At 71.3% G+C, this 23,937-nt stretch carries 24 protein-coding genes and 2 tRNA genes; 16 read left to right on the top strand and 10 right to left on the bottom strand.

Annotated elements, in window-relative coordinates; genetic code table 11:
* Positions 1-11 precede the first annotated feature (11 nt).
* Positions 12-623 carry an acetoacetate decarboxylase family protein gene (locus FHX82_RS07095; RefSeq protein WP_229880511.1) on the top strand — a complete coding sequence of 204 codons (612 nt, stop codon included), beginning with the start codon at positions 12-14 and terminating at the stop codon, positions 621-623.
* A 1-nt stretch (position 624) separates the two neighbouring features.
* On the opposite strand, the gene FHX82_RS07090 is transcribed toward FHX82_RS07095, so the two are convergent.
* Positions 625-1,062, bottom strand: a complete 438-nt coding sequence (locus FHX82_RS07090; protein WP_145937409.1) for a winged helix-turn-helix transcriptional regulator — start codon at positions 1,060-1,062, stop codon at positions 625-627.
* 289 nt (positions 1,063-1,351) lie between these two features.
* Here FHX82_RS07090 and FHX82_RS07085 point away from each other — a divergent pair, with 289 nt between their 5' ends.
* The 10 genes from FHX82_RS07085 (at position 1,352) to FHX82_RS07040 (ending at position 12,980) form a co-directional block, all read left to right on the top strand.
* A complete protein-coding gene (locus FHX82_RS07085) occupies positions 1,352-1,606 on the top strand; it encodes a WhiB family transcriptional regulator (RefSeq protein WP_145937408.1) in 255 nt (84 codons plus the stop codon).
* A 189-nt stretch (positions 1,607-1,795) separates the two neighbouring features.
* Positions 1,796-2,155, top strand: coding sequence for an STAS domain-containing protein (locus FHX82_RS07080; RefSeq protein ID WP_145937407.1), 360 nt, complete (start codon positions 1,796-1,798; stop codon positions 2,153-2,155).
* Between the two features lie 36 nt (positions 2,156-2,191).
* Entirely contained in the window at positions 2,192-2,566 is a 375-nt protein-coding gene (locus tag FHX82_RS07075; RefSeq protein ID WP_229880513.1) for an STAS domain-containing protein, read from the top strand.
* Between the two features lie 163 nt (positions 2,567-2,729).
* The gene (locus FHX82_RS07070; protein WP_229880514.1) at positions 2,730-3,236 is read left to right on the top strand and encodes a SigE family RNA polymerase sigma factor; all 507 of its coding nucleotides are present in this window, start codon (positions 2,730-2,732) and stop codon (positions 3,234-3,236) included.
* Positions 3,233-4,261: an LCP family protein gene (locus FHX82_RS07065; RefSeq protein WP_145937405.1), complete on the top strand. Its 1,029-nt coding sequence runs from the start codon at positions 3,233-3,235 to the stop codon at positions 4,259-4,261. Before FHX82_RS07070 ends, FHX82_RS07065 begins: the two co-directional genes overlap by 4 nt.
* Positions 4,262-4,373: 112 nt before the next feature.
* Complete coding sequence (locus FHX82_RS07060) at positions 4,374-5,189, top strand: MBL fold metallo-hydrolase (RefSeq protein ID WP_145937404.1); 816 nt, start codon at positions 4,374-4,376, stop codon at positions 5,187-5,189.
* A 122-nt stretch (positions 5,190-5,311) separates the two neighbouring features.
* Positions 5,312-6,364, top strand: coding sequence for a hypothetical protein (locus tag FHX82_RS07055; RefSeq protein ID WP_229880515.1), 1,053 nt, complete (start codon positions 5,312-5,314; stop codon positions 6,362-6,364).
* 55 nt (positions 6,365-6,419) lie between these two features.
* Positions 6,420-10,577 carry a polymorphic toxin-type HINT domain-containing protein gene (locus FHX82_RS07050; RefSeq protein ID WP_145937403.1) on the top strand — a complete coding sequence of 1,386 codons (4,158 nt, stop codon included), beginning with the start codon at positions 6,420-6,422 and terminating at the stop codon, positions 10,575-10,577.
* Positions 10,578-10,625: 48 nt separating this feature from the next.
* Positions 10,626-10,919, top strand: coding sequence for a hypothetical protein (locus FHX82_RS07045; RefSeq protein WP_145937402.1), 294 nt, complete (start codon positions 10,626-10,628; stop codon positions 10,917-10,919).
* Positions 10,920-10,955: 36 nt separating this feature from the next.
* A complete protein-coding gene (locus FHX82_RS07040) occupies positions 10,956-12,980 on the top strand; it encodes an AbfB domain-containing protein (RefSeq protein ID WP_145937401.1) in 2,025 nt (674 codons plus the stop codon).
* A gap of 105 nt (positions 12,981-13,085) precedes the next feature.
* On the opposite strand, the gene FHX82_RS07035 is transcribed toward FHX82_RS07040, so the two are convergent.
* Positions 13,086-13,262 (bottom strand): DUF6247 family protein, encoded by a 177-nt coding sequence (locus tag FHX82_RS07035; RefSeq protein ID WP_183176504.1) that lies wholly within the window; start codon positions 13,260-13,262, stop codon positions 13,086-13,088.
* Entirely contained in the window at positions 13,259-13,864 is a 606-nt protein-coding gene (locus tag FHX82_RS07030) for a ClpP family protease (RefSeq protein ID WP_145937400.1), read from the bottom strand. Before FHX82_RS07030 ends, FHX82_RS07035 begins: the two co-directional genes overlap by 4 nt.
* A gap of 263 nt (positions 13,865-14,127) precedes the next feature.
* Between FHX82_RS07030 and FHX82_RS36830 the strand changes: the two genes are divergently transcribed.
* Positions 14,128-14,262 carry a hypothetical protein gene (locus FHX82_RS36830; RefSeq protein WP_260171886.1) on the top strand — a complete coding sequence of 45 codons (135 nt, stop codon included), beginning with the start codon at positions 14,128-14,130 and terminating at the stop codon, positions 14,260-14,262.
* 443 nt (positions 14,263-14,705) lie between these two features.
* Complete coding sequence (locus FHX82_RS37650; RefSeq protein ID WP_229880516.1) at positions 14,706-14,966, top strand: tyrosine-type recombinase/integrase; 261 nt, start codon at positions 14,706-14,708, stop codon at positions 14,964-14,966.
* A 60-nt stretch (positions 14,967-15,026) separates the two neighbouring features.
* Here the strand turns inward: FHX82_RS37650 and FHX82_RS07020 are convergent.
* From FHX82_RS07020 to FHX82_RS07005, 4 genes are all read right to left on the bottom strand, one after another.
* A tRNA-Lys gene (locus FHX82_RS07020) sits at positions 15,027-15,099 on the bottom strand.
* A gap of 233 nt (positions 15,100-15,332) precedes the next feature.
* Positions 15,333-15,408, bottom strand: a tRNA-His gene (locus FHX82_RS07015).
* Between the two features lie 74 nt (positions 15,409-15,482).
* Positions 15,483-16,091 (bottom strand): oligoribonuclease, encoded by a 609-nt coding sequence (orn, locus tag FHX82_RS07010; RefSeq protein WP_145937399.1) that lies wholly within the window; start codon positions 16,089-16,091, stop codon positions 15,483-15,485.
* Positions 16,092-16,186: 95 nt separating this feature from the next.
* Positions 16,187-17,125: a S1C family serine protease gene (locus tag FHX82_RS07005; protein WP_145937398.1), complete on the bottom strand. Its 939-nt coding sequence runs from the start codon at positions 17,123-17,125 to the stop codon at positions 16,187-16,189.
* Positions 17,126-17,378: 253 nt separating this feature from the next.
* On the opposite strand from FHX82_RS07005, the gene FHX82_RS07000 reads away from it, so the two are divergent.
* The 3 genes from FHX82_RS07000 to FHX82_RS06990 all read left to right on the top strand — a co-directional run bounded on the left by FHX82_RS07000 (position 17,379) and on the right by FHX82_RS06990 (position 20,580).
* Positions 17,379-18,281: a DNA-3-methyladenine glycosylase family protein gene (locus FHX82_RS07000; RefSeq protein ID WP_145937397.1), complete on the top strand. Its 903-nt coding sequence runs from the start codon at positions 17,379-17,381 to the stop codon at positions 18,279-18,281.
* 320 nt (positions 18,282-18,601) lie between these two features.
* Positions 18,602-19,291 (top strand): M50 family metallopeptidase, encoded by a 690-nt coding sequence (locus tag FHX82_RS06995; protein WP_229880567.1) that lies wholly within the window; start codon positions 18,602-18,604, stop codon positions 19,289-19,291.
* A gap of 53 nt (positions 19,292-19,344) precedes the next feature.
* Complete coding sequence (locus FHX82_RS06990; protein ID WP_145937395.1) at positions 19,345-20,580, top strand: aldehyde dehydrogenase family protein; 1,236 nt, start codon at positions 19,345-19,347, stop codon at positions 20,578-20,580.
* Positions 20,581-21,325: 745 nt separating this feature from the next.
* On the opposite strand, the gene FHX82_RS06985 is transcribed toward FHX82_RS06990, so the two are convergent.
* Genes FHX82_RS06985 through FHX82_RS06975 form a run of 3 tightly spaced genes read right to left on the bottom strand, consistent with a single transcriptional unit; the run spans position 21,326 to position 23,888 of the window.
* Positions 21,326-22,279: an adenylate/guanylate cyclase domain-containing protein gene (locus FHX82_RS06985; protein WP_145938691.1), complete on the bottom strand. Its 954-nt coding sequence runs from the start codon at positions 22,277-22,279 to the stop codon at positions 21,326-21,328.
* 9 nt (positions 22,280-22,288) lie between these two features.
* Positions 22,289-22,738, bottom strand: coding sequence for a universal stress protein (locus tag FHX82_RS06980; protein WP_145938690.1), 450 nt, complete (start codon positions 22,736-22,738; stop codon positions 22,289-22,291).
* 43 nt (positions 22,739-22,781) lie between these two features.
* The gene (locus tag FHX82_RS06975) at positions 22,782-23,888 is read right to left on the bottom strand and encodes a coiled-coil domain-containing protein (RefSeq protein ID WP_145938689.1); all 1,107 of its coding nucleotides are present in this window, start codon (positions 23,886-23,888) and stop codon (positions 22,782-22,784) included.
* Between the last annotated feature and the right edge of the window lie 49 nt (positions 23,889-23,937).

Raw genomic sequence — 23,937 nt, 5'->3', positions numbered from 1 at the left:
GGGATTCCACAGTGGACTATCCAGCCGAGCCCTGGGACCTGCGGGGGCACGGGTACGTGTCGGCGTGGCTCGTGCCGGTGTCCGCGCTGCCGCCGCTGCCCGAGGGCGTGCGGCCGGTGAGCGTGTTCGGCAGGGCCGTCGTGGGCACCGCGTTCGTGGACTACCTGCCCGGCGGCCTGCTGCCGTACCACGAGCTGCTGGCGGCGGTCGTGGTGCGCCAGGGCGTCCGCGTCGGGCTGACGATCACGGACATCTGGGTGGACAGCCCCGCCTCGCGGGCGGGTGGCCGTGAGCTGTGGGGGATTCCCAAGGAGCTGGCGGAGTTCTCGCTGAGCCACGAGCCGTCGTTCACGGGCACGGCGAGCGACGGCACGGTGCTCGCGGACGCCCGGGTCGCCGGGCTTTCCCGTGGGCTCAAGCTGCCCTTCCCGGTACGGGGGACGGTGTTGCAGGAGCTGGGCGGCGCGCTCGCACGCACACCCATCCGCGCCCGGGGCACGATCCACCTGGCGATGGGCACGTGGCGCACGGGCGGCGGCCTGAAGTGGCTCAGCGCGTACCGGCCGTTCCTCACCGTGGCGGCCCGGAACTTCCAGTTGCGCTTCGGCCCACGCCGCCGCTGACTCAGCCCTGCGGCACGCCGCCGAGCCGGACGAGCTTCGACTCCCCGGGCTGGACGGGCTGCCCGCAGTGGGCGCACACCGTCGTCGTGTGCAGTTCGGCGCCGCAGGCGTGCTCCCAGACCGTCGGAGCGGGACCCTCCGTGACGTAGCGGTCACCCCACTGCATCAGCCCGTGCAGGATCGGCTGCAGCTCCCGCCCGGCCTCGGTGAGCACGTACTCGTAGCGCGGCGGATGCTCCTCGTACTGCTCCTTGCGCAGCACCCCGTGCTCCACGAGCTTGCGCAGCCGGGCCGCCAGGATGTCCCGGCTGGCTCCGGTGTTGGCCGCGATCTGGTCGAACCGGCGCTGCCCCAGCGACACCTCGCGCAACGCGAGCAGGCTCCACCGCTCGCCGATCACCGCCAGTGCGTTGGCGATCGAGCACTTCCGTGCCGCCATGGCCCGACCTCCTCCTCGTTCTGAAATCCAACTTAGCACGTGGAGGAGTGGATTGTAGGCCAGTCGGATTGTCGGCTGTGAGGATTGTCAACCAGAAGATTTTGATTTGGTTGGATCTCCACCACGGTGGGTACCGCCTAGTGCGGAACACCACAACTCAAGGTCGGGAATCAAATCCGACCAGCGCGTGTTGAGTGTGCGGCTGGTTCGCGCGTCTCGTGCAATTTCCACCCTCAGCAGGAGCGGCGGAGCCATGCCTCGTACACGCCACGAAAGGAGGCGGCAGGAAATGACCTACCAGAGCAGTTGGCAGGAGCGTGCCGCCTGCCGGGACGAGGACCCCGAGCTGTTCTTTCCCGTGTCCGCCATGGGCCCGGGTGCCCGGCAGGTCGCACAGGCGAAAGCCGTGTGCGCACGCTGTCCGGTTCGTGCCGAGTGTCTCCAGTACGCCCTGGACACCGGCCTGGACCACGGGATCTTCGGCGGCACCACCGACGCCGAGCGGCGGAAGCTGTTCCGCCGCACGCGCGCCGAAGCCGCCTGAGCTCCGTCGCCGAAAGCCCGCCGACGTTACGCGCCGGCGGGCTTTCGCGCGTCCGGGCCGGGTGACAACGGTCGTTCCCCCGTGTAGACAGGGGGCAGTACAGGTTGAGCACACAGCCGCCGTTCGTGCCCGGAATGCACCGCCCGAGGGCAGGCGACCAGGCGAAGCCAACCGTTACGGAGGTGCCGCGTGTCGGCAACCGCCATCCCCCCGCTGCTGCACATCACCACCAACACACCCGAACCCGGTGTCGTCGTCGTCGACGTCCGCGGTGAGGTCGACGCGTCGTCCGTCCCCGACCTGGCCACGGCGCTGGAGAAGGTCTGGGCGGCGGCCCCCGGCCGGGTCGTGGTCGACCTCTCCCGGGTGACGTTCCTCGGCACCGCGGGCCTGTCCGCGCTGCTGGACGCCCGTGAGCGCGCCGAGGCCGACGACTTCGTGCTTCGCCTGGTCGGCGGTTCCCGCTGCGTCGACCGCGCGGTCGAAGTCGCCGGACTCGCCCCGCACCTGCCGCTCAGCCCGGATCTGGGGCACGCACTGCGCGGCTGATCGGAGATCCGCGCCGACCTGTGAGATATTTACGCCGTGAGTTCAGCCGATCCGTCATCCCAGGCCGGTCCCAACGGGCAGAGCGTGCGCGTCAACGTGGAGAAACACGGTGAGGGCACGGTGCTGGCGGTGTCCGGCGACATCGACATGGTGACCGCGCCGGAGTTCGAGAAGCAGGTGCTGGCCGTGGTGCGCGAGCGCCCCGGCACGCTGGTCGTCGACCTCGGCGGGGTGGACTTCCTCGGTTCCGCCGGCCTGACCGCGCTGGTCGCCGCGCACCAGGAGGCCGGGGACCACACGGAGCTGAAGGTCGTCGCGGCGAGCAGCGCCACGGCACGGCCGCTCCAGCTGACCGGCCTCGACCAGGAGATTCCGGTCTTCGCGACCCGGGACGAAGCCCTCGGCGGCTGACGAGCCACGAGGCCGGCGTGCGGCGGGGAAGGTCCATGGCCTTCCCCGCCGTTCAGCATGCCCGGCAGCTTTTCGGCGGGGACGAATTTCGCCACCGACTCAACAACCGCGGGGGTTCACCGCGTTGTAGGGGCGCATCGATCCTGAAACGAAGGGAGCCTCGGTGCGCTTCGAGGAATTCGTGGCCGGGCGCCTGGACCGCCTGTTGCGCTACGCCACCGCGCTGACGTGCGATCCGCACCTGGCGCAGGACGTCGTGCAGGAGGTCCTGCTCCGCGCGCAGCACCGCTGGACGCGGATCGCGGCGCTGGACGCGCCCGAGAGCTACGTGCGCCGGATGGTCACCAACGAGTACCTGTCCTGGCGGCGCCGCCGCGCGGCCCGCAACGTCAGTGCCACGCACAGCACGCTTGACGCCCTCACCGCCCCGGCGGCCGACCACGCGGAGCAGTACGCCGAGCGGGACGCGATGCGCGGGCGGATCGCGGCGCTGCCACGCAAGCAGCGGGCCGCGGTCGTGCTCCGCTACTACGAGGACTGCACCGACGCCGAGATCGCCGAGGCCCTCGGTTGCTCGGCCGGCACCGTCCGTAGCCACCTCTCCCGCGCCCTGAGCGCACTGCGCGCCGCGGAGCGCGGCCGCCTGCCCGTGACGGAGGCACTGTCATGACCCACGACCGCACCGAACTGCTGATCCGCGCCGCGCTGACCGAGGAGGCCGACCGGCGGCCCGACCCGGCCCGGGTGCTGGCGCAGCTGGAGCACCGCAGCGCTCCCTCCCGCCGGACGCCGGTCCTGGTCGCCGTGGCCGCGCTGGTCGTCGTCGTGGCGGTCGCCGTGGTCCTGGTGCCACGGGCGCTGCACCGCGGCGAGCCCGTCGTCGGCGCCGCTCCCGCGGCCGAGGAGAACGTACTGCTCGTCGGGCTCGACGACATCGGGTACGCCGATTCCGTCGTGCTGGGCCACTTCGGGCGAGACGGCACGGCTTCGTTCGCCTCCATTCCACGAGACTCCTATGTGGACATTCCTGGGGTCGGCAAGGGCAAGCTCAACAGCGCCTACGCCGCGGGCAGGCAGGCGGCGCTGAACCAGGGCCACGACGAGGCGGCGGCGGACGAGGCCGGTGCCCGCACGCTCGCCGACACGGTGGGGCAGTTGACCGGAACGCACGTCGACCACTACGGCATTGTCCCCATGGCGAGCTTCGGCTCGCTCAGCTCCGCGGTCGGCGGGGTGCCGGTGTGCCTGCGCGCGGCGGCGCACGACCCGATGTCGGGGGCCTCGTTCCCGGCCGGGCAACAGGTGGTGGAGGGCCAGTCCGCGCTCGCCTTCCTCCGGCAGCGGCACGGACTGCCGAAGGGCGACCTCGACCGCGTCGTGCGGCTGCAGGTGTTCCTCCGTGGCCTCGTGGACAAGGCCCTGTCGGGCAACCTGCTCACCGACGCGCAGCGGCTCGCGTCCCTGCTCGACATCGTGCGCGCCGACGTCCGCACCGACCCGGGCTGGGACCTGCTCGCGTTCGCGGCCCAGCTGAGCGGCGTGCACGCCGTCAAGACGGGCACGATCCCGGTCGCCGACGGGGAGTTGATGATCCCCGGCACCGGCGCCGTGATCGGGCTCGACCCCGCTCAGGTGCGCGCGTACGTGGCCGACCTGCCGGCGGCCACGCCGAGTCCGGACCAGTGCGTGAACTGAGTCCTCTTAGGACATTTCGCCGAACGGTCACCGACCAGGCGAGGCCCGTCCCGTTTTCCGGGGCGGGCCTCGCCCTGTCCGGGGTAGAGTCGGCGTCGACCGGGGAGGGATGATGACGTTCTGGATCTGCCGCACGTGCGCCGTGGAACACGCGGAGAAGGTCGACGTGTGCGCCATCTGCGCCGACGAGCGCCAGTGGGTGCCCGCCGACGGGCAGCACTGGACCACGCTCGGCGAGATGGCCGCCGAGGGGTATCGCACCGAGATCGTCGAGCTGGAGCCGGACCTGTTCGGGCTCACGAGCACGCCGAAGGCGGGCATCGGGCAGCAGTGCAAGCTGCTCCGCACGCCGGCGGGCATCCTGCTGTGGGACGCGATCGGTTACGTCGACGACGAGGCCGTGCGCGCGGTGCGCGAGCTCGGCGAAGTGGTCGCGATCGCGGCGAGTCATCCGCACATGTTCGGCGTGCAGGTCGAGTGGAGCAGGCGCCTCGGCGGCGTGCCGGTGCTGGTGGCCGAGCCGGACGCGCAGTGGATCGCCCGCCGGGATCCGGTGATCCGCCTCTGGTCGGGCACCGAGGAGGTGCTACCGGGCGTGACGCTTTCCCAGCCGGGCGGCCACTTCCCGGGCAGCACGATCGCCCACTGGGCGGCGGGCGCCGACGGCCGGGGCGTGTTGTTGAGCAGTGACACGGTGTTCGCGAACCCGGACCGGCGTTCGGTGAGCTTCATGCGTAGCTTCCCCAACCGGATCCCCTTGTCTCCAGCCGTGGTGGAACGCGTGGCCCGGCACGTCGAGCAGTACGACTTCGACCGCCTGTACGGCAACTTCGAAACCCGCATAGACGCCGACGCCCGCGCGGTCGTGCGCCGTTCCGCGGACCGGCACATAGCCTGGGCCCGGGGCGATTTCGACCACCTGACCTGAGCCCAGGAGAGACCACGGGCTGACAGGTCAGGGTTGCGCCGTCTGCACCTTGTCAAAGCTTGGGAGATCCCTTACGTTCGCTTTACCGCGGCATGCGCCCGCGGTACTGGGGGTAGGGGTTCATGCGCAAGCGCGCGCTTTTCGGTGCGGCATGTCTGGGGGTCGTCGCCGTGCTCGGTCCGGTCGGGCCGGCGGTGCCGGCACTGGCGGAGAACGCACAGGTCCAGTCCACTCCCGCCGACGCGATCTGGGTGCGCTACCTGGCGCAGTACGATCCGCGGTCGACGGTGCGGATCGCGGCGTGGCAGGCGTTGCTGTCGAGCGCGCCGGACGCCGCGATCGACCAGTTCCTGACTTCGGGTTACGACTACGCGGTGCAGCTCGCGGCACAGCGGAAGACGCGGAACGCGGACTTCGCCAAGCGGGTGCTGGCGGCCTTCACCGCCGAGTTCTCGCCGGAGGTGCACGCGGCCGCGCAGTTCGCGGTGAACAGCCGCGACGACGCCGACCGCGAACGGTTCGCCAACGGCGGTTTCGAAGCCGCGAAGCTGCGCGACAGCGCCGTGCGCGCCCAGCAGGGCGAGCAGGCGGCCGCGATCGCCGAGGCCGACCGGGAGTTCGTGCGCGGACTGGCGGTCGGCGACCCGGGTGCGCAGGTGCGGGTGAGCGCGGCCTACGCCGTGCGCACCGGGGCGACCGACAACGACGTGGTGGACTTCTTCGCCAACGGCTGGGCGTTCGGCGCCCGGCTCGACCTCGAAGGTTTCCGCCAGCAGGGCGCGGACAACGAGATGCGCTGGCGCGCCGCGCTCACCCAGCTGCTCGCTGACGCGGCGTCGGCCGAACAGGCCGCGCGCGACGCGAGCGGTGAGTCCGCCGAACAAGCCCGGGCCGCGGCGGTCCGCGCCTGGCAGGCCGTCGGTGACCACACGGCACCGGCCCGCTCGTACTGGGACGAGGCACAGCAACTGGCCGGCAGCCAGGCCGGAAACTGGGCCGCGGTGTACGCCGCGGCGAGCACGGCGAGCGGGCCGAACTGGGCCGCGATCACCGGTCCTGCCCAGACCTCGCAGTCCGATTGGGACGCCGAGCGCGCGCAGGCCGCGCAGCAGGCGCAGTACTGGGCCGCGCTGCTGCAGCAGGCCCTCGACGGCGAGGCACGCGTCCTCGCCTGAAGCTCTTCCCGCGCCCGGAGTGGGCGCGTTCGCCGTCCACACTGGGGAGATCGAGTTGACGCGCGTCCGAAGATGCCTGTCCGCACTGCTGGTCCTCGCGGTTCTCGCCGGGCTGGTCCAGCCCGCGCCCGCGCTGGCGGAGTCCACGCCATCCGTTGCGGCGGCGGAGGAACCGTCCGAGGCACGGCCCATGCCGCCGGATCCGTACCGGGAGTGGGACGGTTCGACCGGCGTACCGGACTGGGGTGATCCGCGGTTCCGGCAGCTCGTGGTCGACAACGCCGAGCTGGCGGAGGATCCGGAGGTCCGGGAGGCGGCAGCGGCCGCGCTGGCGGTGGGCACCAACGCGGCGCTCATGGATTTCCTCAACCGCGGGCTCAGCGAGGCCAAGGCCCGGGCCACCGCCCGCAAACAGGAGCAGGCCCGCCAGGACCGGGCGGCGATCGAGGCGCTGCGAGGTACCGGCGGCCCGTACTTCAACGCCGAGGTCGAGCGCGTACTGTCCGGTTCGGACTCCGACTGCATGCTGTTCCTGGCCTACGGCAAGGAAATCGCGCAACAGCGTGATGCCGACGCCACTCGTGGCGAACAGGACAGGCTGGCGCAGCTGCGGTCCCGGGTCCAGCTGCTCGTGGGTGCGGGCGGCCCGGCGGTGCAGCGGGCGGCGCAGACCGCGCTGGACGGCGGGGACGCGGCGATAGCGGAGTTCCTCGCCCACGGCTACCTCGTCGCGGCGAAGGCGGACGCCGACGCGCGCGAGCAGTACCTGAAGGACCAGGAGGCCCGCGACGACGCGGCCGAGCAGCTGTCCGAGCTCGCCCAGCGGGCCGCGAGGGCGGCACAGGCGCGGCAGGCCCTGCTGGTGGCGCACGGCAACGGCGTGCGCGCACTGGAGCGTTCGGCGAACGCGCTGGTGTCGGCGGGCACCGAGGCGCGCGAGGCGGCGCAGATCCTCGCCGCGAACAAGGCCGGCGGGCAGCACCCGGCGGACGCGTTCACCGGCGTCAAGGAGGAGGTCGCCCGCCAGCTGGGCTACGCGCGGCAGGCGGCGACCGACGCGCAACAGGCGTCCGCGACGGCACAGGTCCAGGCGAACGTCCTCGTGGAGACGGGTCTGACGTACGGCACGCAGTGGGCCGACATGGCCCGCGGAATGGCGAGTGCGGCACAGGCCGCGGTGGCGGCGTCGGAGACCGCGCAGCACGCGATCGACGCGACGGCGTTCACCGACCAGGCGCGCAACGCGCAGGAAGAAGCCGAGCGGCACGCCGAAGAGGCGAAGCAGTGGCGTCAGCACGCCGAGGAACACGCCCGTGCGGCAGCGCAGATCGCCGACGCGGCGCGTGTGCAGGCGGACGCCGCGAAGGACGCGGCGGTGCGGACGAAAGCCGCCCGCCAGGCCGCGGAAACCGCCGAAGCGCAGGCATGGGCGGCCGCGGAGCGCACCCGCACCGCGCGCCTGACCGCGGAACGTGAAGCCGCGACGGCTGCCGCGGCCCGGGCGACCGCCGAGCGGGAACGGTCGGCCGCCGCGTCCGCCAGGGCGAGGGCGGACCAGCAGGCGGCGGTCGCGCGTTCGGCACGGGGCGAGGCCGACCGGCAGGCCGGGATCGCGTCCGTGGCGAGGCAGGGCGCGGACGACGCCAATGGTCGTGCCGCGCAGGCGGAAACCAACGCCCGCAACGAAGAGCGCAACGCGGCGCAGGCACGAGACAGGGCCTACGCGGCGGAGCGCGAGCAACGTGCCGCCGACGCCCGTTCGGCGGCGATGGACGCCATGGCGGCCGCGAGCCGGGGCAGCACGAACGAGAAGCCGGCACAGGACGCGGCCAACGAGGCGCGCGGCTACGCGACGACCGCCCGCACGGCGGCCGGTGCCGCACGAGGTGCGGCGAACACCGCGACGGGCGCGGCGGCGGGAGCACGTGCCGCGGCCACCGAAGCCGGAGCGCACGCGGCACGGGCCCGTGCCGCGGCCCAGCAGGCGGCAGCCGCGGCGGCACGCGCGAACGCGGCCGCGAACCAGGCCGAGGCCGAGGCGCGGGCCACGCACGCGGCACGGCTGCGCGCGGATTCGGCCGCCTCGGACGCGACTTTCGAGGAGGCGCGCGCGGCGGAAGCGGCCCGCAACGCCGTTGCGCTGGCCGAGCAGGCGGCGTCGGAGGCCGTGCAGGCGGTCCGCGCGGCCGATCGGACACGCGCGGAGGCCGACGCGGCCGCGGCGGAGTCGGTGTCGGCGGCGACGCAGGCCGGTCTCGCGGTGCAGGCGTCGGTGGCGGCCCGTGCGTCGTCCCAGGCGATCACTGATCCGGCGAACACCGCGATCACGATCACGGCGCCGTTCGGCGACACCGACCTCGGCGCCGACTTCGTGCTGCTCGTGGCCAACCAGGCGAAAGCGGTCGGTGCGGAGCAGGCGGCGGCCGCGGCCAGGGCGGCGGACGAGGCGACGGAGGCCGCGAGACTCGCACAGGAAGCCGCGGACCGCGCGGCGGGCGAGGTCAAACCGGCGTACGACGCGGCCGCGGCGGCTTCGCGCTCGTCGGCGGCCGCGGCGCGGTCGGCGGCGGAGGCGCAGCAGGCGGCAGCCGACGCGGCGGTCGACGGGGCCGCGGCTCGGGCCGCCGCGTCCCGTGCCGCCCAGGCCGACGCGCAGGCACACGACGACGCGGTGAAGGCCCGCGCGGCGGCGAACCAGGCGAGCAACGACGCGGCGATCGCGGGCCGCGCCGCCTCGGCGGCGGAGGGCGAAGCGGCAGCCGCCCGAGCCGCGGCCTCGGCTGCGGAGTCCGACGCGGCGGCCGCCCGCGACGCGGCAGGCCGGGCGGAATCCGACGCGACAGCAGCGGAATCGGCGGCCACGCAAGCTCAGCAGCACGCCGACGCCACGGCCGAAGCCGCCCGGAACGCCATGCAGTCGGCGATCGACGCGGGACACGCGGCGGACCGGGCGGAGCAAGCGGAACGAGACCGCCAGGCGGCGGAGCAGAAGTCCTCTGTGGACGAAGTGGGCAACGCGGGGCCGGACCTGTCGGTCAACGACGACGGAGCTCTGCTCGCGGCCTGCCGGGAACAGACGCGTGACGTCGACAAGTGCATGGCGGACTACCACGCCGCCTACGACTCGGCCAAGCAGAGCGTGATCGACTGGATCATCGAGAACGGCGGGCAGGTGCTGCTCGACGTGATCGGCTACACCGACGCCAAAAAGTGTTTCGGTGAAGGGGACGTCGCGGCCTGCCTGTGGACGGTCGTCAACGTGGGTTCGCTGCTCGCGCTCGTCGCGAAGCTGCCCGCGGTCAGCGGCGCCATCGCGAAGATCGCGGGTGGGCTCACCAAGTTCCTGGAAGGTTCCGCGGCCGGGCGCAAGCTGCTCGACGGCGCCGCCGAGCTCGTGCAGAAGCTCAAGAACGCGTGTGGCGGCAACAGTTTCACGCCGGACACGCCGGTGCTGATGGCCGACGGGACGTGGCGAGCGATCGGCGGCATCACGGTCGGCGACGCCGTCGTGGCCACGGATCCGGCCGGCGGGCGCACCGGAGCACATTCCGTCCTGCAGGTGATCCGCGGGTTCGGCGTCAAGTACCTCGTCGCGGTGACCGTCGATGTCGACGGAGCTGCGGGTGACGCGACCGGGACGATCGAAGCGACGGAGGCGCATCCGTTCTGGGTGACGGACGAGCGGCGCTGGCGCGAAGCCGGCGATCTCCACCCGGGACAGCACCTGCGAACGCCGGAAGGACGGGACGTCGAGGTCGTAGTCACGCGTACGTGGACCGAGACCCGCGAAGTCTTCAACCTCTCCGTCGAAGGCGTTCACACGTATTACGTGCACGCCGGTCCGGCTTCGGCGTCTTCCGTCGCGGTGTTGGTGCACAACACCAACTGCATCGACGCGATGCTCGACAACGCCTCGGAGAAGAAGGTACGCGACGTGCACATGCCCGGTGGGTCACTCGTCACGAGCGACAAGAGCGTCTTCGACGCGGGTGTCGACCTCGACGCATTGGTGGACAAGGCAAACGCGTGCCCCTGCCGCGGCCCGAACGCGAACGGCAACTTCGAACGGCTGGTGGACAACGGGAGCCCGGTCGGCAGGCTTTCCCAGGACGCGGGTGGTCTGCCCACGAACTGGTACATGCTGGTCCAGGACAAGTACGGCGGCATCATGTCGATGTATCCCATTCCGAAGCCGGTTCTGCCGCCCGGCTAGCCGGACCCGGGCTACGATCCGGGCGCGCCGAACCGGAAGGAGCGAGAAATGGGACTAGGGGTGTACCGGGAGAACCAGGTGCACGAGCGTGTCCACGTGGGAAGGGAGGCCGGTGTCTCCCTCACGCGGGTGCTGGCCGAGGCAGGGCCGGACGACGTGCTCTCCGGCATCGCCGATCACGCGGACACGATGTTCAACGTTCTCCAGCTCAAGAGGATCGACAAGGAGTTCACCGCCATTCTCGGGCGCCGTCCCGAACTGGCTCCGGACATCGCCAGGTTGCGCGAACTCTTCGAAGCGGTGGAACGGGACCGCGGCTATCTGTGGATCGTCGGGGACTAGCTCCGACGAAGTGACCCGAAGGGGAAATGAGAGGGAATGAGAAAAAGACCTGGGGGATTCCTCGTCGTCGCGACGTCCGTCGCTCTACTGGCCGGGCTCGCCGGCGTTCCGGCGGAGGCCGCGACCGCTCCGGCGCCGGCTTCAGTGACCACACAAGCCACCGCGCCCGAGTCCACATTGGAGGACAAGGTCCGCGCCGCCGCGGCACTGGGGATCGTCGCCGGGGACGACCTGCTCGTGCTCAGCGACCGCAACTTCGTGATCGCCCTGTGGCGGCAGGCCACCGGGGCCGAGGTGCGCGCCTCGGCGGAACTCGCGTTCGCCGGTAGTGACTTCGAGTGCACGCAGTGGATCAAGACCGGTATCCACGAGGCCAAGGAACGCGACAACACCAACGAAATCCGTGACGCCGAAGTCGCCAGGCAGGCACGGGAGCTGAAGCAGCACGCCGCCGCGACGATCGGCATCATCGCCGAACCCGAGCTGCTCGTGCAGACCTACCGCGACTTCGTCTACGCGCTGTGGCAGCGCGCGACCGGCCCCGAGGTCAAGGCCGCCGCGCTCACCGCGTTCGGGCAGGACGAGGCCGCGCAGAAGGAGTTCCTGCTCAACGGCATCGTCACCGCGCACGCCCAGGACCAGCAGGACGCGATCGACGCCGACAACCAGGCGACCGAGGCGGAGAAGGCACGCCTGGCGGCCCGGAACGCCAAGGCCAACGCGGCGGCCGTGCTCGGCATCGTCGCGTCGGAAAGCCTGCTCGTGCTCTCCGACGAGAACTTCATCCGCGAGATCTGGAACCGTGCGACGCCCGGTACCGAGGTGTCCGCGGCCGCCGAGCGGACCATCCGCAGCAGCAACCCGGCCGACTGGAAGGCGTTCATCGACTCCGGCATCTACGCCGCCAACCGCCGCGACATCGAGATCGCGCTGCAGAAGAAGGCGGAGGCCGACCGCAAGCGCCTGCAGGAGCTGCGCACCAAGGCCGCCAACAGCAAGGTCCACCCGACGCTCGTCGCCGCCGCGGACATCGCACTGGCCGGCACGGTCGACGACGTCGACCGGTTCCTGCGCGTCGGGCAGTACCAGGACGCCGTGCTGCGGCAGTCGCTGCAGGCCGACACCGTCGGTTCGCGCGGTGCCTACGTGCGCAGCGCGCCCGGCAAGCAGAGCTACATCGACTTCGGCAAGGCGGCCCCGCAACCGGGTGACGGGGTCGATGCCACCTGGAAGGTCGTCCCCGGCCTGGCGGATCCGGACTGCCACTCGTTCGAGTCGGTGGCCACGCCAGGTTCGTACCTCCGGCAACAGGACCTGAAGGTGTTGACGGCGGCCAGCGACGGCAGTGACCGGTTCCGCACCGACGCCACGTGGTGCAGTCGCGCGGGTCTCGACGAGAACGGCGTGACGCTCGAGTCGAAGGGTGCGCCCGGCCGGTTCCTGCGCCACTATGACGGGCTGCTCTACGCCGCGGACCGGAGCGGTACGCACAACTTCGACTCGGCGAACCTGTTCGAGATCGACACGTTCTGGCGGGTGCACGGGGAGAACCCGGCCACTTCGGCCATCCAGCGCCGCTGGCTCAACGACGACGCGATGCGCGCGCACGTGGGCGACCCGGTGGCCGAGGAGAAGGCCGACGGTGAGCTGCGGTATCGCGACTATGCGAGCGGCCGCCTGACCTGGTCCGCCGCGACGGGGGCGAAGGAGACGGAGGGGCAGATCCTGGCGAAGTACCTGTCGATGGACCTCATCCACAGCTCCCTGTTCGGCGCACCGACGATCGACGAGACGGGAACGCCGGACGGTGTCGGCAGGTACAACCATTTCGCCGGCAGCGGCTCGATCTACTGGACGGCCCAGTACGGTGCCCACCCCATCTACGGCGCCATCAAGGACCGCTGGCGGGCGCTGGACTGGGAACGCTCGTACCTGGGCTACCCGACAGCCGACGAGACGGCCGTCCCGACCGGCCGCTGCACGAACTTCCAGCACGGCTCGATCACCTGGAACTCGACCACCGGAGCGGTGACGGACAGCAGGAACGCCTGCGCGAAGTAGGGTTTCGGCCGGAGAAGGCTGGTCAGGCGGCCTTCTCCGGCTTTCCGCCGCCACGCTCCGTCACGGCCCCGGCCATCGTCCTCGGTGCGATAGGCCGCCGGCGGGTCAGACGCCCAGCTCGGTCCGGAACTGCTCCCAGTCAACCGCGTCGTCAGGCAGCTCCCCGGTGTGGAGCGTCCGCTTCGCCTGCTCCAGCATCCGCCCGTGCCCAGCGGGGTCGGCCTGCGTCATCTGGGCGATGCGTCGCCAGCTCCCGTGCCGGGGTCGCCACGTCTGGCTCATGCACTGAGAGCCACATCACCGCCTCCCACGATCTGGTCGACGAATCCGTAGGCCAGCGCCTCCTCGGCGTCGAACCAGCGGTCCCGGTCGGCGTCGGCGGTGATTCGTTCGACAGGCTGTCCGGTCTGACGGGCGGTGATCTCCGCGATTCGGCGCTTCATCTTGCCGAAGACCTCGGCCTGGATGGCGATGTCGGTGGCGGGGCCATGGATACCGGCTGACGGCTGATGCATCACGATGCGCGTGTTCGGTAGCAGAAAACGCTTTCCCGGCGTGCCCGAGGTGAGCAGGAACTGGCCCATCGACGCCACGAAACCGAGGCCGAACGTCGACACGTCCGGTTTGATGAGGCACATGGTGTCGTAGACGGCCATGCCGGCGGTGACCGAGCCGCCCGGTGAGTTGATGTAGAACGTGATGTCCTTTTCCGGGTCGTCGGCCGCCAGTAGCAGGAGCTGCGCGGTGATGCGGTTGGCGACCTCGTCGGTGACCTCGGAGCCGAGGAACACGATGCGATCGCGCAGAAGCTGTTCGTAGACGGAATCGGTGAACGTCAGGTCACTTCCCGGCGAACGCAGCTGGGGTAGCAAGTGGGCAGTCATCTCGGGTGCCTCTCGTCGGTGGCCGGGACGCCACCGACGGTATTCGGGTTCGGAGCCCGAAAGGGGCACCGTCGCTCTCAGCGTGCGGAGTTCTCTGGTGGCGATCACATGCAGAATCAGACTGTTTCCGGGTCAGGGAACTGTGAGCACGAGGCCGCGGTACCGGAGCAAATGCGTGGCATGACGTATCCCGCGTGTCCGGTACCGGCCCGACGACGTGGACGCCCGGCTGGACGGCAGGAGGCGACGGCGTGCCCCGCCCCATGGAACGCAGAGACGCCACTGAGACCGCGGCGACCAACAAGGACGCGGGGGAGATGTCGCCGAACTCACTGGAGCTGTACGAGCGGCAGTTGTGGAGCTACGTCCGTCCGGCGTTCGGTGAGCTGCCGGTGTGAGAGGTCAACAGGTCGCGTGTGGACACTCTACTCAGGACAGTGCGCAAGCGTCAGGGAGCATCGACGACGAAGACGGTGCGAAGCGTGCGACGAACGAACGCAGTGGCCGGCGCAACTGGAGGCGGACACGACCGCGCGGCGGAAGGACCTGCCGGACCTGACCCGGTTCATGCTCGCCACGGGCGTTCGGATCGGGGAGGCCCTGGCCGTTTCCTGGGACGAGATCGACCTGGACGCCGGAACCGTCGACATCGAATGGACGGTGACGCGGTGCGTGGGGAGGGTCTTCGCCGGATGCCCGCCGAAGACCGACAGTGGCGTACGGACGCTCCCGCCGTTCGCGGTAGACATGCTCCGGCGTCGCCGTCGTCTCGCCGCCCTGGACTGCGACCTGACGCCGGGGAGCGAGGTGCCCGTGTTCCCGGACGCACTCGCCGGCTGGCGTGATCCGCAACACCCGCCGGGACCTCCGGGTCGCCCGCGGCACCGAGGGGTTCGCCTGGGTCACCTCGCACGTGTTCCGCAAGACGTGCGCCACGATCCTCGACGAAGCCCGGTTCACCCCGCGGCAGATCGCCGACCAGCTCGGGCACGCACGGCCGTCGCTGACCCAGGATGTCTACGTCGGTCGCAAGGTCGCGAACCCGGCCGCCGCCGACGCGCTCCAGCAAGAGCTGGGTACGGAGTCAGGGACGAAAGAGTAGGGTTTCGGTAGGACGTGATCTTGAAAGCAAAAAACCCCAGGCCGTTGACCTGGGGTTTTGTGCGCCATCAGGGACTCGAACCCCGAACCCGCTGATTAAGAGTCAGCTGCTCTGCCAGTTGAGCTAATGGCGCTCGTTTTCCTCGCCGCTCCGGTTCCCCTCGGCGACGAAAGAAAGATTAGCACCCCCCGCAGACCCCCTTCACACAGGGGCCCCGCAACACCCCCGGCTGCTGGTCCCCACCCAACGCTCCCCACCAATCAACGCAAGGAGCAAGCACCGTGGGGGTCCGGGGGGTCGCCCCCCGGGTGAAATGACGAACCCCACCGAGGAAAGCCGCGCCAGCGGCGACCACGGTGGGGCCAATGGGGTGAGTGACGGGACTCGAACCCGCGACATCCTGGACCACAACCAGGTGCTCTACCATCTGAGCTACACCCACCACGCGAGGAACCGGAAGCCGGTCAACCTCGGCCGGGATATCGTAGCGTGCCGCTCCCGGGGGCGCCCACCGGGTTACCCGCCGTGCTGTTGCCGCATGTCAGCGGCCACCGCGCGGGCTTCTTCGCTGCTCGGGCCGGGCTGGGGCACGAACGCGGTCCGGCGGTAGTAGTCCAGCTCGCCGATCGACTCGCGGATGTCCGCCAGCGCCCGGTGCGCGAGGCCCTTCTCCGGCTTCGCGTAGTAGACCCGGGGGTACCAGCGCCGCACGAGCTCCTTGACCGACGACACGTCGACCATGCGGTAGTGCAGGTGCGCGTCGAGCGCCGGCATGTCGCGCGCGATGAACCCGCGGTCGGTGGCGATCGAGTTGCCCGCGAGCGGCGCTGTCCTCGGGTCCGGCACGAACCGGCGCACGTGGGCGAGCACCTGCTGCTCCGCCTCTTCGAGGGTGACCGTGGAGCGGCGGACCTCTTCGGTGAGGCCGGATCGCGCGTGCATCTCGCGGACCACCTCCGGCATCGTGGAGAGCTGCTCGTCGTCCGCGTGGATGACGAGGTCCAGTCCTTCGCCGAGGATGTTCAGCTCGGCGTCGGTCACCAGCACGGCGATTTCGATGAGTGCGTCCTTGGCGAGGTCGAGCCCCGTCATCTCGCAGTCGATCCAGACAAGACGGTCGGTCACCGAAAAACCTTAACGCGCCGCGTCCCGTGCCCACGACCGACACAGCGGAACGGGCCGCCCCGACCACGGCCCGTTCCGCTGCTTCCCCCGTCCCGTCAGTCGTTCTCGATCTGGCTGACGATGGTTTTCGCGTCGTTGATGGGGATCGCGAAGCCGATGCCGACCGAGCCCGCCGACGACGAAGGGCTGTAGAGCGCCGAGTTGATGCCGATGACCTCGCCCGCCATGTTCACGAGCGCGCCGCCCGAATTGCCCTGGTTGATCGCCGCGTCGGTCTGGATGGCGGTGTAGCTGGGCGAATCGCTGGTCCGGTCGGCGGTCTGCCCGAACGGCGACGACTGCTCCTCACCGGTGCCGATGTCGGACAGCTGCCGGTTCAGCGCGCTGACGATGCCGGACGTGACCGTGTTCTGCAGTCCGCCGGGCGAGCCGATGGCGACGACCTCCTGGCCGACCTGCAGCTTGCTCGAGTCACCCAGCGTCGCGGCGGTGAGGCCGCTGGCGCCTCGCGCCTGCAGCACGGCGATGTCGGCCGTGGTGTCCGAGCCGAGCACGCTCGCCTGATACTTCCTGCCGTCCGAAAGCGTGATGGTGACGTCGCCGACCGCTCCGGACACGACGTGCGCGTTGGTGAGGATCTTGCCGTCGGCACTGAGGATCACCCCGGAACCGATGGCTTCACCCTGACTGGTGGTCACGTTCACCTGGACGACGCTGGGCAGTACCTTGGCGGCGACCGCGCTGACGTCCGTGCTGGTGCTGCCGGACACCGTCTGGGCGGTGGCGGTGTTGCCCGTCGCGGTTCCCGTGGAGCCGCTCTCGAGACCCACGATCGCCGCACCACCGGCACCACCCACCAGGGCGGCCGCGACGGCGGTCGCGCTCACCAGCGCCGCCATCCGCCTGCCCTTCCGGCGTGGCGGGGGCGGGGCGAGGACCTGCCCGGCGGGAGCAGGCTGCTGCGCGTAGTACGGATAGCTCTGCTGTGGCGGGTAGCCACCTCCGTGGCCCGGCCGGTAGTCGTTCTCGCTCATGCCTTCAGCTTGGGGCGCGTTGTTGTGAGAAAGCTGTGGAGTAACCCGAAAATCAGCTGAGAAGAATTTCCTGAGATTTCTCAGCTCGGTGCTAACTGTCCACAATGTACAAGCCGGCGGTTTCAACCGGTCGTGTGATCATGACGTAGAACTCGACCGTCCAGGCGAGCGGCAGCCGGGCGATCACTCCGAAAATTGTCGGTGGTCGTCGTTAGGGTCGGCGCATCGAAGTTCCGACCCGAGGAGGTACCCGATGACCAGCACCCTGCACCGGCCCGCCGAGCTGCGCGCCGACGGTCCGTTCGAGCTCGCCGCGTCCGCGCGGTTCCTGGAGGGGTTCACGCCGGCCGCGCGAGCCGATGCCGCACGGGAGCCGGACGTGTTGCGGTTGGCGTTCCCGGTGGAAGGGAGCTGGCAGCATGCCGGTGTCCTGATCCGGCAACGAGCGCCCGGAGTTGTCACGATTTCCGTTGAGGCAGGGGGAGATGTGGCCGAGCAGGCGGTGCGGCAGGTCCGCCGGATCCTGTCGCTGGACCTGCCCGGCGAGGGGTTCGCGGCAGTGGGTGAAGCGGATCCGGTGGTGGGCCGGCTGCAGGCCCGGTATCCGGGGCTCCGGCCAGTCCTGTTCCATTCACCGTACGAAGCCGCTTGCTGGGCGGTGATCGCCGCGCGCATCCGGGTGATCCAGGCCGCGTCTATCAAGCGACGGATCGCGCAACGGTACGGCGAGCCGGTGGAAGTCGCGGGGCAGCAGCTCGCTTCGTTCCCGTCGCCCGAGGCACTGCTGTCGATCGACGAGCCGTTGGGGCTGCCGGAAATCAAGCGGGAACGACTGCGGTCCGTCGCGCGAGCGGCGAGCGAGGGACTGCTCGACGCGGAGGAGTTGCGGGCTCTCGACCCCGAGAACGCCCTACGCCGGCTCCAGCGCCTGCCGGGCATCGGGCCGTTTTCGGCGGAGCTGATCCTCATCCGCGGTGCCGGGCAACCGGATCTGTTCCCGGCCAACGAGACGCGCCTGCACGAGGAGATGCGCGAGCTGTACAAGATGCCGGACGCGACAGCGGCGGAGCTGGCCGCGGTGGCCGGGCAATGGAAGCCGTACCGGAGCTGGGTCGCGTTGCTCCTCCGCACCCACCGGGAGGCCCGCACGAGCTGATCCGAGTCCTGACAATCTCCGGCACGGGACGGCCGCGTTGTGGTTGGGCTGCACCAGAGGCAGCCCACCGCTGGACCGCGGCTCGCTCGTCCCTGACCACGGGATGAGCTGATCACGCTGTCGGGAATGGTGATGCTGCCGCGGAGGCGCCCCGCATCAGCACCACCGGTACTCCGGCGCGCCGCGTCGCGGCTGGAGCTGGGCAACGAATGACAAGACCTGTGAAACGGACGGGGGTGGTAACAGTACGTAGACAACCGATGTGGTGAGCTGCGCGCGTGCAACTCGCGGACACAGGCGATGTCGTTTCGCCGACGGGGATCTTCGGCGCGCAACCGGACCCGACGGTGTGGGTGCCGTTGGTGACGGGCGGTCTCGCGCTGCTCCTGGTGCTCTCCGGGGCGCCGTGGCGGCTTGCGCGGAACCTCGTGACCATCGTGCACGAGGCCGGGCACGCACTCGTGGCGGTGCTCGCCGGGCGGCGCCTGCAGGGGATTCAGCTGCACTCCGACACCTCTGGAGTGACGGTGTCCCGCGGTCGTCCGACCGGGCCGGGCATGGTGCTGACGTCCCTGGCGGGCTATCCCGCCCCGGCCGTGCTGGGGCTCGGGTTCGCGGGGCTGCTCGCCGCGAACCGGATCACGGTGCTGCTCGGGGTCGCCGCGGTGCTGCTGCTCGGCGTGCTGGTGATGGTGCGCAACGCCTACGGCGTGCTCTCCGTCGTCCTCACCGCGGCCGGGCTCGCGGTGGTCGCGTTGGTCGCCGGACCCGAGGTCCAGGCGTGGGTCATGTACGTCATCACCTGGTTCCTGCTGCTCGGCGGTCTCCGGCCGGTGTTCGAGCTGCAGGCGAAACGGCGTCGCGGCGCGGCCCGCGACTCCGACGTGGACCAGCTCGCCCGGCTCACTGGCGTGCCCGCGGTGCTGTGGGTGCTGATCCTGGTCGTGATCACGCTCACGTGCCTCGTGGTCGGCGGGGCGTGGCTGCTGGAGCCCGCGCTGCAGTCCTGAGCTGCCCGTACGGCACACTGGAGCGCGCGAAAGCGGCGAAAGGAAGGTGCGCTGTGTCGGACGAGGTGGCCAAGGCAGTCGAGGAATGCGCGCGGGCGGCGAAAGCAGCGGCTCCGTCGCTGGCCACCGCACCGGACGAGGCGATCGACGCCGCGCTGACGGCGATGGCGCGCCTGCTGCTCGAGGGGCGCGAAGCGGTGCTCGAAGCCAACCGCGCCGACGTCGCGAAGGCCCGCGAGGAGGGTATGAGCGCGGGGCTGCTCGACCGCCTGACCATCACCGAGGAGCGGCTGACCGGCATGGCCGAGCAGCTCCGGTTGCTGGCCGGCGCGCCGCACCAGGAGCGCTCGGTTCCGGTGTCCACACTGGACGGTGGGCTGCGGCTGGTGGAGCGGCGACGTCCGGTGGGGGTCATCGGCGCGAACTACGAGGCGCGGCCGAACGTCACGGTCGATGTCGCCTCGCAGCTGGTGAAGTCGCGCAACGCCGGGGTGCTGCGGACGGGGTCGGCGGCGCTGGGTTCCGCGCAGCGACTGCTGGACGTGGTGATCGCGCCCGGGCTGGCCGAGGCGGGCATCGACTCGAACGTCGTCCAGCTGGTGCCGCGCGTCGAACGTGAGGCGGCGTCGGCGCTCGTGCAGCTGCCGAGCCTCGTGCCGCTGGTGATCCTGCGCGGCAGCGGGGACAGCACGCGCGCGCTCGCCACGGAAGCGGCCGTGCACGGCGTGCGCACCCTCGCCCACGCCGACGGTGGTGGTGTGCTCTACGTCGACGAGGCGGCGGACGCGGACAAGGTGCGCTCGCTGGTGTTCGGCAGCCTGGACCGGCTCGGGGTGTGCAACCGGCTGAACCTGCTGCTGATCCACGCGGCGGTGTACGAGCGGCTGTGGCCGGTGATCTCGGACGCGCTCGCGGAGCGGAAGGTGTCGCCCTCGCTGCCGCCGCACGAGCACGCGATCGGTTACGAGTGGGCGCTGGACTCCGACAAGGAGGCCACGGTGACGGTCGCGCAGGTCGCGGACCTGGCCGAGGCCGTGCGCATCGCGAACGAGCAGACGTCCGGGCTGGCCGCGGGCATCGCGACCGAGGACACTGCCGCCGCCGAGGCGTTCTTCGACGGCTACACGGGCACGGGCGTCTTCTGGAACGCACCGACCCGCCTCCTCGACGGTTTCAAGCTGCTGGCCGTTCCCGAGACGGGCATCAACCTGGACCGCGTGCCGGGCCCCCGCGGTCCCGTCACCTACACCGACCTGTACGTCCGGCAGTACGCGGTCCTGCCCGCCTGACCCGGCTCGCCTCGCGGCTGAACGCGACCGGCCGCCGGTGCTGTGGCCGCTGGTCGCGGGCGGTGTACGCGGTGGACGGCACGCGGCAGGTGGCTTGGTGGTGTGACTCCTGGTGAGCCGAGTGGCCGGGAGCGGGGTGGAGGCGTGGGTGCGGCCGAGGGGGGAGCGGAGCGGCCCGGGGGGAGTGGATGTGTGGGGGCGGCCGGGTGAGCCGAGCGGCCGGAGCTGCGTGGGTGCGGCCTGGGGCGGCGGAGTGTGTGGGTGCGGCCGGGGTGAGCGGAGCGGTCTGGGGCGGGGGCGATGCGTGGGCGCGTCAGGGTGAGCCGAGTGGCCTGGGAGTGGATGCGTGGGCGCGGCTGGGGTGAGCCGACCGCACCGGAACGGAGGGGTGCGTGGTGGGTCCTCGGTGGTATGGCCGGGCGTGAGTTGCGTGGCTTGGGAACCGGCCGCGCGGGGCGGGCCGGGATGAGCCGGGGTGGCCTGGGCCGAGGGTGCGCGGCGGGGTCCGCGGTGGGGGTGGCCCGCGGCTGAGCGAGATGGCTTGACGATGGAGTGGGGCGCGCGGCGGCCAGGCGAGTGCGCGGCGGGATGCGGCGTAGCCGCTGTCACCCGGCCGGTCAGCCTCGGTGGCGCCTGGCCCAGTCGCCGTCACCCGGGCCGATCAGGTGCGGTGGCCCGGCCCAGCCGCCGTCACCCGGCCGATCAGGTGCGGTGGCGCCCGGCCCGGCCGCTGTCACCTGGCCGGTCAGCCTCGGCGGAGGGCGAAGGAGCGTAGGCGGGCGTAGCCGCGCACCGCGGTCGCCCTGCGGGGGCGGATCGAGTACCGGTGCGTCGTCGCGAGGGCGCGCGCCAGTTCCTTGTCGATCAGGATCGTGCCCGGGCGGGCGACCGACGTCAGGCGGCTGGCCAGGTTGACCACCGACCCGTAGACATCCCCGAACCGGCTCAGGATCCGGCCCGACGCCATGCCCGCGCGGACGTCCGGCAGCGTCTCGTCCGCGCTCGTGCGTTCCGTCAGCGTCAGGGCGATCTCGGCGGCGTCCGCGGGCGCGTCGGCGACGAACAGGACCTCGTCGCCGATCATCTTCACTATCCGGCCGTGGTGTTCGGCCACCACCTCGGTCGCCAGTGCCTCGAAGCGCTCCAGGATGTCGTTCAGCTCCGCCTCGCCGATGCGCCTCGTCAACCGCGTGTAGCCGACCATGTCGACGAAACCCGCGACCTCCGTGCGCGCCTCCAGGTTCTCCGCCGGCGACGCCAGCGCGCGCCCCGCGAAGGCCGCCAAGTGCCGCCGCCACACGAAGTCCTGCACCCGCTGCAACTCGGGCACCAGGCGCTCCACCAGCAACGCCACCTGCTTCTCGTCCCGGCCCAGCTCCTCGTTCTCCCTGATCAGCGTCCACAACATGGACACCTGCCACTCCGCCAGCCGCGACAGGTGCTGGCCCAGCGCCCTCGTCACCGTCGCTTCGAGGCGCGGGTCCAGCCAACCCGACGAGATCAGCTGGTCGGCCAGGCGCACCGCCTCCACGTCGGCTTCGGTGAACACCACGTCGTCGTCCGCGACCGTCGCGAAACCCAGCGCACGCCACAGCCGCGTCGCGCGCTCGATCGGCACGCCCGTCTTCTCCGCGACCTCGAGCCGCGTGTACCGGCGCTCCCCACCGAGCAGGATGCGTTCCAGCCGTTCCTCGTCCACGAAAACCCGTCAGGTCGTGTGCACGATCAGCACGTCCACCCCGGACTTGCGCGCCGCCTCCGAGGGCACCGAGCCGAGGATCCGCCCGGTCAGCGTGTTCAACCCGCGGTTGCCGACCACCAGCAGGTCCGCCGACCGCTCCGACACGACCTTCCGCAACGTCTCGACCGGCTCACCGACCACCGCCACCGTGTCGATCTTCGTCGCACCGGCCCTGACCGCCCGGTCCCGCGCGTCCTGCAGCGTGTCCTCCGCGGGCGCGGAACCGACCACCTGGTACGCCTCGTCGCGGAGCACGTCCTGCGCCTTCTCGACGTCGCCCTGCCTCGCCGGGTAGTAGGCGCAGACGATCACGAGCTGCGCACCCGAGTCCGCCGACACCGCCGCGGCCCGGTCGACCGCGCGAAAGGACGAGTCCGAGCCGTCCGTACCAACGACAACAGTGGTGTAAGCCGCCATGCGAGTCCCTCCGCCAGTGCGCGCAACCGCGTGGCTGTGAAGGTTACTCGCCAGTCGGTTTGCTCGCAGCCCCGTCCCGGGGAGTGCTCTTCGGGGCCGGAGCAGGCCGCGGCGTGGCCGGCCGGGTGGGCTGCTCGTCGGGCACCGGCTCGGCCGGAGCCCCGTCACCGAGGACCGCGGACGCCTCGTGGAGCACCGCCCTCGCGGCCTTGACCTGCTCGGCGATCCCGGCGCGCAGCGAACGGAGGGCCTCGACGCGGTCGGCCGCGGCGTTGATCCGCTTGTTCGCCTCCTCGGTCGCCTCGCGAACCCGGCGCTGCGCCTCGTCGGTGGCCTCGGCGACGCGCGCGTTCGCCTCGGTGATCGACGCCTGCTTGCGGCGGTTGGCGTCCTCGAGCGACTCGCGACGGCGGCGCTCGATCTCGGCGTTGGCCGCCTTTTCCTCCTCCGCGACCTTCGCGCGGATCGCGGCGGCCTCCTCGGTCGCCTCCCGGACGCGGCGCTCGGCCTCGGCCTTGCTGGCGGCCTCCTGCTCGGCGAGCACGCGCATGGCCTCCGTGCGGCGGGCGGCCATGGCGATCTCGAAGTCCTCTTCGACCTTGGTGCGGTGCTGCTCGGCCTCGGCGTCGAGGCGGTCGCGCTCCTCCTTGGCCTTCTGCGTGATCGCCTCGGCCTCGGCGCGCGCGTCCTCGAGGACCTTGCGGTGCTCGGCCTCCATCTCCTTGCGGCGGGCGTCGAGCTCGGACAGCAGCTGCTCGTAGCGGGCGCGCATCGCGCTGGCGTCGGCCTCGGCCTTGGCCCGGATGTGCCCGGCCTCGGCCTCCGCACGGGCGCGGGTGTCGGCGGCTTCGTCCTGTGCGAGCCGGAGCATCCGCTGCAGGCGCTCGGACAGGCCCTCGACGGTCGTCGGAGGCTGGCCCAGCCGCTCGACCTGGCCGCGGAGGTTGTCGATCTCCCCGCGGGCCTGCTCCAGCTGCCGCGCCAGGTCACCGGCCTGCGAGATGGCGGCGTCCCGGTCGGCGGCGAGCATCTTGAGGTCGCCGTCGAGCCGCTCCAGGTGCTCGTCCACCTGGTGCCGGTCGTAGCCGCGTTTCGCCAGATCGAAGCCGGCGCCCAGCGGTACAAGCTCCCGTTCCTCGCCAAGGCTCATACCGAGAGACTAGTGGCGTCACCGATCTCGGCGCCGTGTGCCCCAGCGG

The sequence above is a fragment of the Amycolatopsis bartoniae genome (assembly GCF_014191255.1).
Classification (GTDB): Bacteria; Actinomycetota; Actinomycetes; order Mycobacteriales; family Pseudonocardiaceae; genus Amycolatopsis_E; species Amycolatopsis_E bartoniae.
The sequence above is the reverse complement of the archived record's forward strand: the minus strand, read 5'-3'. Positions and strand labels throughout refer to the sequence as shown.

Excerpts from the sequence above, each read along its gene's own strand:
- FHX82_RS07090 (WP_145937409.1), bottom strand. The coding sequence starts at position 1,062 with ATGGCGGCACGGAAGTGCTCGATCGCCAACGCACTGGCGGTGATCGGC.
- FHX82_RS07085 (WP_145937408.1), top strand. The coding sequence starts at position 1,352 with ATGACCTACCAGAGCAGTTGGCAGGAGCGTGCCGCCTGCCGGGACGAG.
- FHX82_RS07065 (WP_145937405.1), top strand. The coding sequence starts at position 3,233 with ATGACCCACGACCGCACCGAACTGCTGATCCGCGCCGCGCTGACCGAG.
- FHX82_RS07060 (WP_145937404.1), top strand. The coding sequence starts at position 4,374 with ATGACGTTCTGGATCTGCCGCACGTGCGCCGTGGAACACGCGGAGAAG.
- FHX82_RS07055 (WP_229880515.1), top strand. The coding sequence starts at position 5,312 with ATGCGCAAGCGCGCGCTTTTCGGTGCGGCATGTCTGGGGGTCGTCGCC.
- FHX82_RS07045 (WP_145937402.1), top strand. The coding sequence starts at position 10,626 with ATGGGACTAGGGGTGTACCGGGAGAACCAGGTGCACGAGCGTGTCCAC.
- FHX82_RS07040 (WP_145937401.1), top strand. The coding sequence starts at position 10,956 with ATGAGAAAAAGACCTGGGGGATTCCTCGTCGTCGCGACGTCCGTCGCT.
- FHX82_RS07035 (WP_183176504.1), bottom strand. The coding sequence starts at position 13,262 with ATGAGCCAGACGTGGCGACCCCGGCACGGGAGCTGGCGACGCATCGCC.
- FHX82_RS07030 (WP_145937400.1), bottom strand. The coding sequence starts at position 13,864 with ATGACTGCCCACTTGCTACCCCAGCTGCGTTCGCCGGGAAGTGACCTG.
- FHX82_RS36830 (WP_260171886.1), top strand. The coding sequence starts at position 14,128 with ATGGAACGCAGAGACGCCACTGAGACCGCGGCGACCAACAAGGACGCG.
- FHX82_RS07005 (WP_145937398.1), bottom strand. The coding sequence starts at position 17,125 with ATGAGCGAGAACGACTACCGGCCGGGCCACGGAGGTGGCTACCCGCCA.
- FHX82_RS07000 (WP_145937397.1), top strand. The coding sequence starts at position 17,379 with ATGACCAGCACCCTGCACCGGCCCGCCGAGCTGCGCGCCGACGGTCCG.
- FHX82_RS06980 (WP_145938690.1), bottom strand. The coding sequence starts at position 22,738 with ATGGCGGCTTACACCACTGTTGTCGTTGGTACGGACGGCTCGGACTCG.
- FHX82_RS06975 (WP_145938689.1), bottom strand. The coding sequence starts at position 23,888 with ATGAGCCTTGGCGAGGAACGGGAGCTTGTACCGCTGGGCGCCGGCTTC.